Consider the following 14,205-nt stretch of genomic DNA (forward strand, 5'->3'; position numbering starts at 1 on the left):
GGTTGGCCGCAGCACATCGTCGTCCGCACCGGCTCTTGGCTCTCATCGCCACGATCACCGGTCTCGGCCTCGTCCCTGCGGCGGCCCAGCCTTCCACGGCGGCCCAGGCCAAGGATCTCGTGCGGGCCGAACTCGTCGCCGAGGCGAAGGCGCTGGTTCCGGGCGCCACGGCGTCGCTCGGCATCCGCATGGTGATGAAGCCCGGCTGGCACGTCTATTGGCGCAATCCCGGCGATTCCGGTCTGCCGCCCGAGATGGCTTGGCGCGTGCCCGAGGGCTTTGCGGCGGGTCCGTTCCAGTGGCCGGTGCCCGAACGCATCCCGGTGCAGCACCTCATGAATTACGGCTACGAGGGCGAGACCGTGCTGCTCCTGCCCATGACCGTGCCCGGAACGCTCGGTTCGGGCGGGGAGGCGACGCTCGGCGGCACGCTCTCCTATCTTGTCTGCGAGGAGATCTGCATCCCCGGCTCGGCCGAGCTGAGCCTGACCCTGCCCGTGGCAGCGGCAGGTTCGGCTGCCGAACTCGACCCCGCCCGCGCCGACCTGTTCGCCGCAGCGCGCGGGGCGCTGCCCGTCGAGGCGGCCGCTCCGGTACGATTCGCGCGCGAGGGCGAGCGGATCGTTCTCACCTACGCAGCGGCGGGCCTCAAGCCGGAGGCGGTGAGTGCGGCGGCGTTCTTCCCCTATGCCGAGACGGCACTCGACAACGCCGCCTCCCAGGAGCTGCGCGTCGATGCATCGGGGCTGCATCTGTCCCTCAAGTCCGGCGACGGAGCCGCCGACCTGACGACGATTCCCGGCGTGCTGACCTTCACCGAAAACGGGACCCGCCGCGCGTTCGCGATCGGCGAGGCCACAGCTCCGGGCGCTCCCGCGGCGGGCGGCGCGGCGGCATCCGGCGCGGAGGAGGCCCTGACGCTGTGGAGCGCCATCGGCCTCGCCCTGCTCGGTGGCCTCGTCCTCAACCTGATGCCCTGCGTCTTCCCGGTGCTCTCGATCAAGGTCTTGAGTCTCGTCAAGCAGGCCGGTCAGTCTCCGAACCGCATCCGCGTCCACGGAGTGGCCTACACCGCCGGGGTGCTGGCGAGCTTCCTGGTACTCGCCGGCACGCTGATCGCCCTGAAGGCCGGGGGGGCCACGATCGGCTGGGGCTTCCAGCTCCAGTCGCCACTGGTGGTCGCGGGGCTCGCCTACGGCATTCTCGCCATGGGTCTCAGCCTGTCGGGCGTCGTGCATGTCGGCGGCGGCATCAGCGGCCTCGGCGACGGACTCACCCGGCGCGGGGGCTACCAGGGCTCGTTCTTCACCGGCGTGCTGGCCACCCTCGTCGCCACGCCCTGCACGGCGCCCTTCATGGGGGCCGCGGTGGGCTTCGCGCTGACGCAGGGGCCGCTGGTCGGCCTCTCCGTGTTCGCGAGCCTGGGCCTCGGCCTCGCCCTGCCGTTCCTGGCGCTGACGCTGTTTCCGGGCGCGGTGCGCCTCCTGCCGCGCCCCGGGGCCTGGATGGATACCCTGAAGGGTGCGCTGGCCTTCCCGCTCTACGCGACGGTCGCGTGGCTGATCTGGGTGCTGGCCCAGCAGGTCGGACCGAACGGCCTGCTGGCGGCGCTCGTCGGCCTCGTTCTGGTCGGTCTCGCCGCCTGGACCTGGGAACGGGCCCGCTTCGCCGGACGGGTCGGCGGCCTCGTCGGCCGCGCGGTCGCCGTCGCGGCGCTGGCGGGGACCGTGGGTCTTGCCGTGCTGAGCGACCGGGATAGGGCCTCGGGCACGCGCGGCGCGGTGGCGGAAGGGGTCGAGCCCTTCACGCAGGCGCGCCTCGATACCCTGCGCGAGACCGGCCGAACCGTCTTCGTCGATATGACGGCGGCGTGGTGCATCACCTGCCAGGTCAACGAACGGACGGTGCTGGACCGCCAGAGCGTCCAGACGGCCTTCAAGGCCGGCAACGTCGCCTATCTCAAGGGAGACTGGACCAACCAGAATCCGGAGATCACCCGCCTTCTGGAGCGGCACGGGCGCAGCGGCGTGCCGCTTTACCTCGTCTACCGCGACCGCGGCGAGGCGCAGGTGCTGCCGCAGATCCTGACCGAGGGGATCGTTCTGGACGCGATCGCGGCGGGGTCGAAGACCTGAGCCGCCTTGCCCACGCGGGTCGGACGATTACGATCACGGGCGGACCGGAGACAACGCGTCCGATCAGGGCCGCCCCGGCAACGCCCCCTCGCGAATTCGAGTGGGAAGGGCCTCTACCTGCTCGGGGAGAGCGGGCGCCGATAGGCTTCGCCGAAATGAGCCCGTCGCCGGCCCGCTCGGCCCCTCCTGCGACATGGACCGGACCATCGGATCCGGAGCGATCCCGTCAGTATCAGGCAGCCCCCAAATCAAGCTACCTTTTAATAACCTCGAACTTGGAACACCTGGCATATTTTCCGAAAGCATTTGAAAACAAACCCGGCATCGCAACTTGCATGCTTCGCTCGAAATGAATCTTTAATGCCTGCCCCCAAATCTCGATGAGACCAATACGCAGCGAGCGTCGACCATGCGCTGCTAGTCGGGGCTGGTTATATGTACGTTGCTTCGGATCTCGCGGCCATCGCTCGCAACAACGACCTGCTGAACGTGGCTGGCCTCCATGCAGCGGTCGGCACACCCCTCACCGATGAGCAGCTCAAGAGCTTCACCACCCTGAAATCGACGGATGGCGTCTACTACAACAAGGCCCTGAACACGCTCGCCATCACGAAATCAGGCGTGACCTTCGATGGCTACGACTTCCGCGGCGTGTCGATCAATGTGCAGGCCGACAACGTCACGATCAAAAACTCAACCTTCGACGCGTCGGTCGGCAAATATGCCATCAATGCTTTCCCCGGGACCAAGAACCTCACCGTCGTTCGCTCGACGTTCGACGGCCTGAAGCTCGACAATATCGGCTATGTCGACTTCGTCGCTTCGCGCGGTGAGAACACCGCCCTGACGAACAACGCCTTCCTCGATGCGCCGTCCGACGCTGTCACGATTCAGAGCGGCACGATCAGCGGGAACTACTTCGCCGGCGGATCCTACGCCACGGGTGCGCATGCCGACGCCATCTGGATCGGCAAGACGATCGGCTCGGTCGTCATCACCGACAACGTGATCGACTGGCGCTCGCGCGCCGATGCGCCGAACGAGAACAACGAAGCCGTGCGGATCACCGGGGAGCTGGGCAACGTCTCGGACGTCCTGGTCAAGAACAACATCCTCCTCGGCGGCAGCATGACCGTCCTGGTGTCCGATGGCGCCACCCAGACCCACAATGCCGACCAAGTCGGCACGGTCACCGGCGTGAAGATCGTCGAGAACGTCATCGACTTCGGCAAGTACGGCGACCTGGAGCAGACCTCGCGTCCCAAGGACATGGTCTATGCCGACAACATGCATGCCAGCGGAGGTCCCCTTACCCCAGGCCCAGAAGCCATCGGGCTTCTGCCCGATCTGTCGACCTTGAACGGGATCAGTGCGGCTTCGGCCACTGCGTCCATCATCGGCACCGCCAAGGGCGACTACATCCAGGGCGGCAGCGGCTCGAACTACATCCATGCCGGCGCTGGCGACGACGTCATCGTGGGCGGTGGCGGTCGCGATTTCATCACCGGCGGCAGCGGCAAGGACATCTTCGTCTACACGTCCCTCACGAATGACGGCACCGACCGCATCGCCGACTTCACGCAGGGGGAAGACCGGATCAATTTGGCAACCATTACGGGCGCCCCCAACGCCCCGAACGATTGGCAATGGCTCGGCTCGGAAAGCTTCACCGGCCATACCTGGCAGCTCCGCTACGGCTTCACGTCGGGCGTCACGACGATCGAGGTCGATGCCAACGGTGACCTGAAGGCCGATTTCAAGCTCGAGCTGACCGGTCAGATTCCGCTGCAGACGAGCGATTTCATCCTGGCCGGGGGAGAGCTGACCCGTCCGCCGGAATCGGGACCCGGCATCCCGCCGCCGCCTCCGTTGTCGCATCCTTCCGTATCGCCCACTCCGGTTGACGTGCCAAAAGCGTCGGCGCCGAGTCAGCTCGCCGGGCCCGTTCCCCCCGCGCAATCCGCAAGTCCGACCCTCGTGCTGCAGGCCTCCGCCTCAGGTAATCACGTCATCGAACAAGCGTCCGCTCATGCGATCCTGAGCGGCACGGAAGCGGATGGTCCGAGAATCGGCACCGTCAGCGATATCCTGATGGGGCAGGGCGGCAAGGACATCCTCTATGTCGGGGCGGGCCAGGACACGTTCCGGTTCGAGAAGCTCAGCGGCAGCTTGTCCACCGGGTCGGGCAACGATGCCATCGGCGACTTCGTCAGGGGCGAGGACACGATCGACCTGCACGCGATCGATGCCAATGCCCTGACGGCGACCAACGACGCCTTCACCTGGATCGGTTCGGACGCCTTCACGAAGAATGCCGGTGAATTGCGGATGGCATCGATCGCCGGCGGCCATCAGGTCCAGGCCGACATCAATGGCGATGGAAAGACCGATTTCGCGATCAACGTCATGACGAAAATGGCTTTTCAGGCGTCCGATTTCGTCCTTTGAGCCCGACGCGCGATCATCGACGACCGCCTCATGGGCATCGAGCATACGCGTTGAATCAACCAGGGCGCCCGCCACGCGGCATCACCCACCGAGCCCATGCGATGGGGGGCAGTCCTCGGCGATGGACTGAGCACGACGGGGACGTGAAAGCCGTTCTGCGACGACTTGCCGGGAGCGATGCCGTGCCGCTCGACCGCACACGCCTCTCGCCACGCATGACAGCGCAGGACATCAGGTCGGCGCTGTTGTCGGAGACGACCATCACCAGCTTACCCGGGCCATCGGTGTTGCGGTCGAGAGCGCGCGAAATGCTGGCAGCCCCGATCACGCGAGCGGTCGCCGCCGAAGGGCGGTGCGTCAGCCCGCCTTGAGCCAAGCTCTCAAAACGAAGGCGACGGCACCGAGCAAGACGACACTGCCGATCCACAGCGCGGCGAACCACAGGAGGCGGCGCCACAGAGGGGCTTGATGTTGGGGAGTAGAGGCGGTGCCCATCAATGGTACCCCGTGACGCCGACCTTCCCGCGGAAGACCCAGTAGGAATAGGCCGTGTAGATCAGGATGACCGGAATCAGGACGGACGCGCCCACCAGGAGAAAGACCTGGCTCGAATGCGGCGCCGCCGCCTCCCAGATCGTGATGCGACCCGGCACGACGTCGGGGAAAATGCTGATTCCCAGCCCGATAAAGGACAACAGGAACAGGCCGAGGGCCAGCAGGAACGGCGTTCTTTCACCTCCTTGGCGCAGCGAGCGAAAGAACAGGAACGAGGCCGCCGCGACGAGGAGCGGCACTTGAGCCGTGAGCAGCACGCTCGGCATCGAGAACCAGCGCTCCCAATACTTGCCCTCCAGGAAAGGCGTCGCCGCACTGACGGCGGCGATGGCCGCGACCGTGGCCGCGCCCAGCCAGACCGAGAAGACGCGCGACCGCTCCTGCAGACTCCCCTCCGTCCGCATCACCAGCCAAGTGGCGCCGAGCAGGGCGTAGCCGCAGAGGATGCCGAGGCCGACGAGCAGGCTGAAGGGCGTCAGCCAGTCCCACCAGCCGCCCGCATAGGCACGGCCTTCGACCTTGATGCCTTGCAGGAGAGCGCCGAGGGTGATGCCTTGAGCGAGCGCCGCGACCACGGAGCCTCCGGTGAAGGCAGCGTCCCAGAGGGCCCGGTGGCGCGGATCGCGCCAGCGGAATTCGAAGGCGACACCGCGGAAGATCAGGCCGAGCAGCATCGCGATGATCGGCGCGTAGAGGGCCGGCATGATGACCGCGTAGGCCAGCGGAAAGACCGCGAACAGTCCACCGCCGCCGAGCACCAGCCACGTTTCGTTGCCGTCCCAGACCGGCGCGATGGAGTTCATCGCCGTGTCGCGCTCGTGCCCCGGCCGGAAGGCCGGGAACAGGATGCCGATGCCGAGATCGAAGCCATCCATCACGATGTAGGCGAAGACAGCGAAGGCGATGATCAGCGCCCAGACCACCGTCAGGTCGATATCGGTCAGCATGACGGATTCCTTATTCGGCCGGGCGGAGGGCGTGGTCGGAACCGATCGATGAGGCGGGCGTGATGCCGGCGGTGCGGATCGGCGTCCCAGGTTCGAGTCCGGCCTCATCCCGGTGCGGCGACTTCGCCATCAGGTGCAGGATGTAGAGGATGCCCATCCCGAACACGGCGAAGTAAACCAGCACGAACGCGGTGAGCGATGCGGCGACGGCGGGGGCCTGGAGCGGCGAGGCCGACTCTGCCGTGCGCAGAAGGCCGTAGACGGTGAAGGGCTGGCGCCCGACCTCGGTGGTGATCCAGCCGGCCACGACGGCGACGAATCCGGCGGGGCCCATGGCGAGGGCGAAGCGGTGCAGTGGCGCCCATTGGTAGAGCTTGCCCTTGAAGCGGGCGAGCAGGCTGAGGCAGCCCAGCAGGAGCATCAGCATCCCGAGGCTGACCATCACCCGGAAGGACCAGAACACGACGGGAACCGGTGGCCAGTTCTCCCGCGGCACGGTGTCGAGACCCTTCAGCGGTTCGTTCAAGCCGTGTTTCAGGATCAGCGAGGACAGCTTCGGCACCTCGACGGCGTAGCGCACGGTGCCGGCCTCCTGGTCGGGCAGTCCGAACAGGATGAGCGGCGCGCCGTCCGGGTGGCTCTCGAAATGGCCTTCCATGGCCATCACCTTGGTCGGCTGGTGTTCGAGCGTGTTCAGCCCGTGGGCGTCGCCGGCGAGGATCTGGATGGGGGCCACGACGGCGAGCATCCACATCGCCATCGAGAACATCGTCCGCGCGCCCCCGTTGGTGCGATTGCGAAGCAGGTGCCAGGCGCCGACCGCGCCGACGACGAGCGCGGTGGTCAGGTAGGCGGCCAACACCATGTGGACGAGGCGGTAGGGGAAGGAGGGATTGAAGATGATGGCCCACCAGTCGGCCGGCACGAACTGGCCCGCGGCGTTGACCGCGTGACCCTGCGGCGTCTGCATCCAGGAATTCACGGACAGGATCCAGAACGCCGAGAAGAAGGTCCCGATGGCCACCATCAGCGTCGCGAGGAAATGCAGTCGCGGCCCGACCTTGCTCATCCCGAAGAGCATGACGCCGAGGAAGCCGGCCTCCAGAAAGAAGGCCGAGAGCACTTCATAGGCCATCAGCGGGCCGAGAACGGGCCCGGTCTTGTCGGCATAGACCGACCAGTTCGTGCCGAACTGGTAGGACATGACGAGGCCGGACACGACGCCCATCGCGAACGCGATGGCGAAGATCTTGATCCAGTAGTGGAACAGGTCGATGAACACCTGCCGTCCGGTGGCCAGCCAGAGACCCTCCAGCACCGCCAGGTAGCTCGCGAGACCGATGGAGAAGGCCGGGAACACGATGTGGAATGCCACCGTGAACCCGAACTGGCACCTTGCGAGCAGCAATGCGTCAACGTTCGCCAGCATGTTGGTTACCCGTTTCGAACCTTTGTAAAGCCGTTGAAGGGGGCAACAGTTCATACCGTCCGCGAGACCGCGCCTTTGTGACCGACGCCGAGGGAATCGCTGGGCAGGCAGAGCGCGTGCAGTGGGTGTTCGCGATCCCGTCGCCGAGGCGGCGCCATGGAGACGACCGAACGGAACGGCGTCACATCACCGGCACCGGGCGGAGTGTTGCGCGCAGCCAGGACGACTGAGCCACCAGTCGGCCGACACCCTTCAGATTCCGCGAAGCGCAACCGGTCGAGGGCGGTCTGCCGAGACTTCCTCGGGCTCGACGGGGAGGCGCATTGCCGGGAGGTTCGAGCCTGCTGCGATCAAGACGGCAGGATCGGGCATCAGATTCTTTCTCGAACAACGGAACCCACGCCCAACCTCCGCGTTACGTGCGCGCGAGGCCAGTTTTCGGCTCGCATGTTGGGCGCCGGACCACGTGTCCGGCGGCCCTCGTCATCACGTTGCTCTCAAGGAGGATGTGGTCATGAGGAGCTTCGACTTCGCACCGCTCTACCGCTCCACCGTCGGCTTCGACCGGCTGTTCTCGATGCTCGATCAGGCCGCACGGGTCGAGCCGTCGACGCAGTGGCCCCCCTACGACATCGAGAAGAGGGCCGACGACGCTTACCGCATCAGCATGGCCGTCGCCGGCTTCGGGCCCGACGAGATCGAGTTGACCCAGCACGACACGACCCTGCTCGTGACCGGTCAGAAGAAGGACGAGGAGGAGGGGCGTGCGTACCTGCATCGCGGCATCGCGGCACGCGCCTTCCGCCAGACCTTCAACCTCGCCGACCACGTCAGAGTCACCGGCGCCAGCCTGGAGAATGGCCTGCTCGCGATCGACCTGAAACGTGAAGTGCCGGAGGCGCACAAGCCGCGCCGCATCGCCATCGGCGGCACCCAGGCTGTGGCTGGACAGGACAACGTTCCGGCCCAGGTCGAACATCGCGTTGAGGCCGCCTGAGGCCGGCCTCTACCCATCGACGAGCGCTCCTCGGGGGCCCGCCCCCGGGGCCCCACCCTTTTCGTGCAACGTCGGCACCATCAGGGAGAACAACCCATGTCGATGATGGAGACACACTTCCCCCATTCCGGCCCGATGAACCCATGCGGTGCTCCAGCCTCATCGTTCGAGGCGTGGCAGGCCCGCGTTGTGCCCGGCGACGTATTCCGGCACCCGCGCGAGGTTCTGGCGCAGCCGCACCTCTCCCGTGAGGACAAGCGCGCAATCCTTGCCTCCTGGGCGTCGGACGCCTGCGCCTTGGAGGGGGCGCCGGGCCTACGCTGCCTGACCGGCAGCAAGGCCGAACCGGTGTCGGTGGACACGGTCTTCGCCGCGCTGGCCACACTCGACTGCAAGGCCATTGTGCTTCCGACCAAACGGGCGGCGCCCCGCTGGCGGGTGCGAGATCGATCGTCTCTGCGGCGCTACCTCCGGCCTCGCCGCCGGGATGACGACGACGGCCCGCCATCATGCCCGGCCGCCGTGAGGCCCCGGCCGAGGCGGCCGTCGGATGCCGATTCCCTTGCCCTTGGCATGCCGGCCTGAGTCAGCGATCCGAGGATGCAGCGATCTGCCTGCCTCCTCGGGCCCCGAGCAACCTGTGCGATGGAGCCCCACGGACGCCCTGAACGATCGATGCGCCGCCTTGATGGTGGACGGCAGCCTGTCACGCGCGCGATGTTGCCGACGCGGTCGGTCACCTCGCCCGGCCTTCTGGCGCTCCCGGTCGAACTCATGGCGCCCGTCCGGTCGGACCTCCAGCGGGCGGGCATCTCGGTCCGCCCCGGCCACGTGGCCAATGCGCTGCCGCAGCCCGACCGCCGGCAAGCCAGAGGTCGCCCACCGGGGTGTCGAATGCTCCATGAGCGGAGCGTGACACGGAGCAGCAATGCCCCGGATCGAGTCAGCGCTGCCCGCACGGCGAAACCGAGGCGATGAGTGTCCACGGTGCCGGACTAAGCGGCGATCGCTTTGTCGGACCGGGCGAGCGCTTTGGAATCGGAGTGCGGAACCTCATGCCGCAGGCGACCGCCGAGGCGTTCTACGGGTGATTCACCTGGCGAAACGGGTCAGCGATCCGATTGACGAGCAGACGGACACCGCCTCACCCAAAGACACTTGAAATCATTGTCGCTTCCGAGATCAACGCGGGTGGCAATTATTCTAAATTTCTGCTCGATATATCCTATGGCTATCAGGCATATCGATCAATACTCATACCAATTGAATGCCTGACAGCAGTCGAGAAGGCATTCATAAATCAGGCGCGATCTTCACAAATGCAATTTATCTTATAAAAAATCTACTTTTCATCCCATTTGTTGCAATTATGCACCACAAGCGCCTGCGGTGCTAAGCCAGCCATTGAACGCGTGACACGAGGCGCCGCAGTATCGATCATTGCTTGAGGACGCGGATCTTACTTGAACAAGCCAATCCTGTTCTTGTCGATCAAGATTGATCGGGAACAAGTCAGGCTTGGCCAAGCTCCGCCTCGCGCTCTGGACTATGATCGGAAACCGGATGTCTCTTCGTTCCGCATCGCAGGTTGCACTTCTCGCCCTCGCCGTGCCGAGCTTCGCCCAAGCCGCCGACGCACCGACGCCGTCCGCCCCGCCGGTCGATCCGCAGGTTGTGTCGGCCGCCTTCGGCTTTCGCTATGTGACCGATTACATCTCGCGCGGCATCTCTCAGACCAACCGGAATCCGGGCGCGCAGGGCTATCTGGAGTTCCAGATGCTCGACGGCCTGTACTATGTCGGCATCTCCGGCGAACAGGTCGATCTGCCGAACCGGCCGACCATGGAGATGGATTTTTCCGCCGGCATCCGCCCGACCTTCGGGGCGTGGAGCTTCGATCTCGGTTACCTGTTCTACAACTATCCGGGCGAGCGTGCGCTGATCGGCGCCGATGGCACGATCTTTACTGCCAACAATGCCGATTACTACGAGTTCGCGGGCAAGTCGGCTTACGCGGTCAACGATGCCCTGACCCTCGGTTTCAACGCCTATTACTCACCGAGTTACTTCGGCACCCATGCACCGGGCACCTACATCGCGGGTATCGCCAAATACGTGATCCCCGAAGGATTGTTCGGCCTGATGCCGTCCGGCTTCCTGCTCTCGGCGGAAGTCGGCCACTATTTCATCGGCACAACGCGGGCCTCGTTCGGGCGGTTCAACCTGCCGGACTACACCTATGGCAATGTCGGCATCGCTTATACGGCCAAAAACTCCACCCTCGACGTGCGCTACCACGACACCACGATGAACAAGACCGAGTGCGGCCTCATCACCGCCGATCCGCGGGGCATCGCCAACGGCACCTTCACGTCGAAATGGTGCGGGCCGGCAATCGTCGCGACTCTGTCCTTCGACGTCACGTCGAAGGATCCCGGCATCTTTGCCAGCCAGGAGACCCTGGCCCCTTCTGTTCCGGGCCGCACCAGCGACGCGGAAGGGCCGGCGGTGCGATAGGGGTTCAGCCGCGAGGGGCGACGATGCGCCGGGGGTGGGCGTGGATCACCGCCTCCGCGGCCGCATAGGGAAGCGTGCCCCCTCCCTCGTCGTTGACGACGACGAGGGCGCGGTCGAGCCGCTCGGCGACGGCCTGGGCCCGGTCCGCCTCGCCCGCGAACAGGGCCACGGCCCCGTCCGACGGCCCACGCCGCAGGCGCCCTACGAGCGCATCCGTATCGGTGAAGGGGATCAGCGTCACCACCGGCGCGAAGCTGGAGGTTCGCACCAGTGTCGAGTCCTCGTTGCAGCCATCGAGCACGGTCGGGGCCAGACAGACGGGCGCGCCGTCCCGCCGCGGCAGGGCACGACCGCCGGCCACCAATCGGGCGCCGGATCGGCAATCGGCGGCGATCAATTCCAGCACCCAGGCGCGGTGCCGCTCCGACAACAGGGGCCCGAGATCGGTCGCGGGATCCCGGGGATCACCGGCGCGCAGCTGGTCCGCGCCCTCGGCCAGACATTCCACGAGACCGGCGCGCGCGGTCTCGTGGACGTAGACGATCGTCTCGCTCAGGAAATCCGTGGCGCGCCACGCGGCCGTTGCGTCGAGGAGGCGCGCGGCGGCGCGCTCCGGGTCGGCCCCCGATAGGATCAGGGCGGTACCCTTCGGGCGCGTCGCCCAGAATGTCCCATCCGGGTCCGACGCGCCGTCCACGAAGCGCAGAGCTTCGGTGCGAAGCACCTCGGGTTGCCGCTCGAGGAGCCGCAGCGAGAGCGCGTCTCCGCGCAGCAGCACGAGGGCCCCCTCGGGCAGACCCGCCTTCCGGAAGAGACCGAGCAGGCGATCGGCGGTCTCGCCGGCCTGCCCGTCCGCGCAGGCGATCACCGCGTTGCCCTGCGCGAGCCACGCCGCGGATTGGCACAGTTCGACGAGGCAACGGCTCCACGGGATATGCGCCGCGACGAGTCCGGCGGGACGGTGACGGGTCCGGCATTCCCGACCGCCCGCGAGTTCGATCCGGGACGGAGCAAGGCCCGCCGCGAGCCCGGCTGCGCGCTCCAGCGAAGCGATGGCACAGGCGAGGTCGGGGCCACCCGTGATCCGCAGCGGCCGGCCGGTCTCCAGGCTCTCGCCATGGGCCAGCGAGGCGCCGTCCCGCCGGAGTGCCTCGGCGCATCGCTGGAACACCTCGGAGCGCTCGGCCGGATGCATCCCGGCCCATTCCGAGGCGCCGCGCCTGGCATCCTGTACCCCGCGGCGGATCTCGGTGTCGCGGGCGGGGGCGAGGCGGGTGTTGCCGATGCCGGTGACGGGGCTGACGAACAGAAGCGGTTCCGGCGGCGGTTCGGGCAGCAACAGGGGGAGCGGCCGGACCGGCTCGGCCTCGATCCCGGCGGTGGGGGCGGCCAGCAGACCGTCGATGAAGGAGCGGACGAGAGCACGGGCGCTCGCCCCGTCGCTCCCGATCGCGCCGTCGCCGATATGCGAGCGCAGCCAGAGGCCATCGATCATCGCGGCGATCATCGTGGCGTAAGCGGGCACGCAATCCGGTGCGACCATCCCCTTGAGACCGTGGCGCAGGTTGGCCGTCATGCGCCGCTGGTAGATTCGCTGGACCCGCTTGTAGCGCTCCGAATGGGTCAGCTGCCCCCAGAAGGCGAGCCAGACCGCGCTGGTGCGGCTCTCGAACTGGTCGTCGGAGAGGGCGGCGTCACTCACGGCAAACAGGCGGTCCCGCCGGGTCGCCGCCTTGCGCAAGCCCTCGGCGGTGGCCCGGGTGAGACTGGCGGCCATGAAGCGGAGCGTTGCCTCCAACAATCCGTCCTTGTCGCCGAAATAATGGGCGAACAGCCCTGTCGAGACTTTGGCGCGCCGCGCGATCTCGCTCAGGGAGGCGGCGCGAAAACCGACATCGCCTAAAGTCTCGATCGTCGCCTGGATCAGGTGGCGCCGACGGGCCTCTTCGAAGCTCTCGGCCGATTGCGGGGCGGTCATCCTTGTCTCCCATCGACGCATTGAATGGTCATTCAAAAATAATGCGCTGGCAAGAGTCGAGCCATCGCCGCCCACACGGTGCGACGCGAAAGAATGCCACCTTACGTGCCGCAATGCAGCACATAACGGCAGAGTGCCGAGACATAGGCACGTAATGCTGAAATTTTTTGCGTGACACCCGTACATAAGTTGCTATTGAACGATCGTTCAAGAAATTTTCCGCCCGAATCGGGCGAGCATTGAGAAGGCTCGCATGACACGCTTCTCTGTCCGCGCCCTTTATGCCGGCTTCGCCCTCGCGACATTGGCCACAGGAGCCGCCGCCGATCCGGCCGCCTGCCGAACCGTCCGCTTCTCCGATGTGGGATGGACCGACATCTCCGCGACGACCGCGCTCGCGTCGAGCCTGCTCGAAAGCATCGGGTACGGCCCCAAAACGCAGATCCTGTCGGTGCCCGTCACCTACGCCTCGATGGGCTCGAAGAACATCGATGCTTTCCTCGGCAATTGGATGCCGACCATGGAGGCGGACCGGAAACCGTATCTGGAGCAGGGCAAGGTCGAAGTGCTCGGCCCGAATCTTACGGGAGCCAAGTACACCCTCGCGGTTCCCGACTATCTTTATGAGCAGGGCCTACAAAGCTTCGCCGACATTACCAAGTTCCGCCGCCCGTTGAAGGGCAAGATCTACGGGATCGAACCGGGCAACGACGGCAACCGAACGATCCTCGGCATCATCAAGGACAACAAGTACGGCCTCGGCAATTTCGACATCGTCGAGTCGAGCGAGCAGGGCATGCTGGCCCAGGTCGAGCGGGCGATCCAGCGCAAGGAACCGGTGCTGTTCCTCGGCTGGGAGCCGCACCCGATGAACACCAAGTTCAAGATCAAGTATCTGTCCGGCGGTGACGACACCTTCGGTCCGAATTTCGGCGGAGCCGAAATCTTCACCAATCTCCGCGCCGGCTACGCTGCGGAATGCCCCAATCTCGGGCGGTTTTTCAAAAACCTCACCTTCGATTTGACGACCGAGAACGTCGTCATGGGCAAAATCCTGCTCGACGGGATGCCGCCCGAGAAAGCCGCCGCCGCATGGCTGAAGGACAATCCCGAGATCTGGTCGCGCTGGCTCGACGGTGTCGAGACCTTCGACGGAAAGCCCGCGCTGCCGGCCGCGCGAGCCAGCCTCCTGCGCTGAC

General features: G+C 66.2%; 9 protein-coding genes. 5 read left to right on the forward strand and 4 right to left on the reverse strand.

Going from position 1 to position 14,205, the window contains the following annotated elements:
* Positions 1 to 2 precede the first annotated feature (2 nt).
* The gene (locus OWC43_RS17510) at positions 3 to 2,135 is read left to right on the forward strand and encodes a protein-disulfide reductase DsbD family protein (protein WP_393957605.1); all 2,133 of its coding nucleotides are present in this window, start codon (positions 3 to 5) and stop codon (positions 2,133 to 2,135) included.
* A 435-nt stretch (positions 2,136 to 2,570) separates the two neighbouring features.
* The gene (locus tag OWC43_RS17515) at positions 2,571 to 4,583 is read left to right on the forward strand and encodes a M10 family metallopeptidase C-terminal domain-containing protein (protein ID WP_393957606.1); all 2,013 of its coding nucleotides are present in this window, start codon (positions 2,571 to 2,573) and stop codon (positions 4,581 to 4,583) included.
* Between the two features lie 357 nt (positions 4,584 to 4,940).
* On the opposite strand, the gene OWC43_RS17520 is transcribed toward OWC43_RS17515, so the two are convergent.
* From OWC43_RS17520 to OWC43_RS17530, 3 genes are read right to left on the reverse strand one after another with little or no spacing between them, the layout of a single operon-like run.
* Complete coding sequence (locus OWC43_RS17520; RefSeq protein WP_393957607.1) at positions 4,941 to 5,078, reverse strand: DUF2474 family protein; 138 nt, start codon at positions 5,076 to 5,078, stop codon at positions 4,941 to 4,943.
* Entirely contained in the window at positions 5,078 to 6,085 is a 1,008-nt protein-coding gene (gene cydB, locus OWC43_RS17525; protein WP_393957608.1) for a cytochrome d ubiquinol oxidase subunit II, read from the reverse strand. The genes OWC43_RS17520 and cydB overlap by 1 nt, the downstream gene beginning before the upstream one ends.
* Before the next feature lie 10 nt (positions 6,086 to 6,095).
* On the reverse strand, positions 6,096 to 7,514 hold the full coding sequence (locus tag OWC43_RS17530; protein WP_393957609.1) for a cytochrome ubiquinol oxidase subunit I: 1,419 nt from the start codon (positions 7,512 to 7,514) through the stop codon (positions 6,096 to 6,098).
* 514 nt (positions 7,515 to 8,028) lie between these two features.
* On the opposite strand from OWC43_RS17530, the gene OWC43_RS17535 reads away from it, so the two are divergent.
* Both OWC43_RS17535 and OWC43_RS17540 read left to right on the forward strand, forming a co-directional pair.
* On the forward strand, positions 8,029 to 8,511 hold the full coding sequence (locus OWC43_RS17535) for an Hsp20 family protein (RefSeq protein ID WP_393957610.1): 483 nt from the start codon (positions 8,029 to 8,031) through the stop codon (positions 8,509 to 8,511).
* Between the two features lie 1,563 nt (positions 8,512 to 10,074).
* Entirely contained in the window at positions 10,075 to 11,028 is a 954-nt protein-coding gene (locus OWC43_RS17540; protein WP_393957611.1) for a TorF family putative porin, read from the forward strand.
* 4 nt (positions 11,029 to 11,032) lie between these two features.
* Here OWC43_RS17540 and betI read toward each other — a convergent pair whose 3' ends face one another.
* Positions 11,033 to 13,006, reverse strand: a complete 1,974-nt coding sequence (gene betI / locus OWC43_RS17545) for a transcriptional regulator BetI (RefSeq protein ID WP_393957613.1) — start codon at positions 13,004 to 13,006, stop codon at positions 11,033 to 11,035.
* A gap of 253 nt (positions 13,007 to 13,259) precedes the next feature.
* Here betI and OWC43_RS17550 point away from each other — a divergent pair, with 253 nt between their 5' ends.
* Entirely contained in the window at positions 13,260 to 14,204 is a 945-nt protein-coding gene (locus tag OWC43_RS17550; protein WP_137827719.1) for a choline ABC transporter substrate-binding protein, read from the forward strand.
* Position 14,205 lies beyond the last annotated feature (1 nt).

Source organism: Methylorubrum sp. POS3, assembly GCF_043352485.1.
In the GTDB taxonomy this organism is placed as follows: Bacteria; Pseudomonadota; Alphaproteobacteria; order Rhizobiales; family Beijerinckiaceae; genus Methylobacterium; species Methylobacterium suomiense.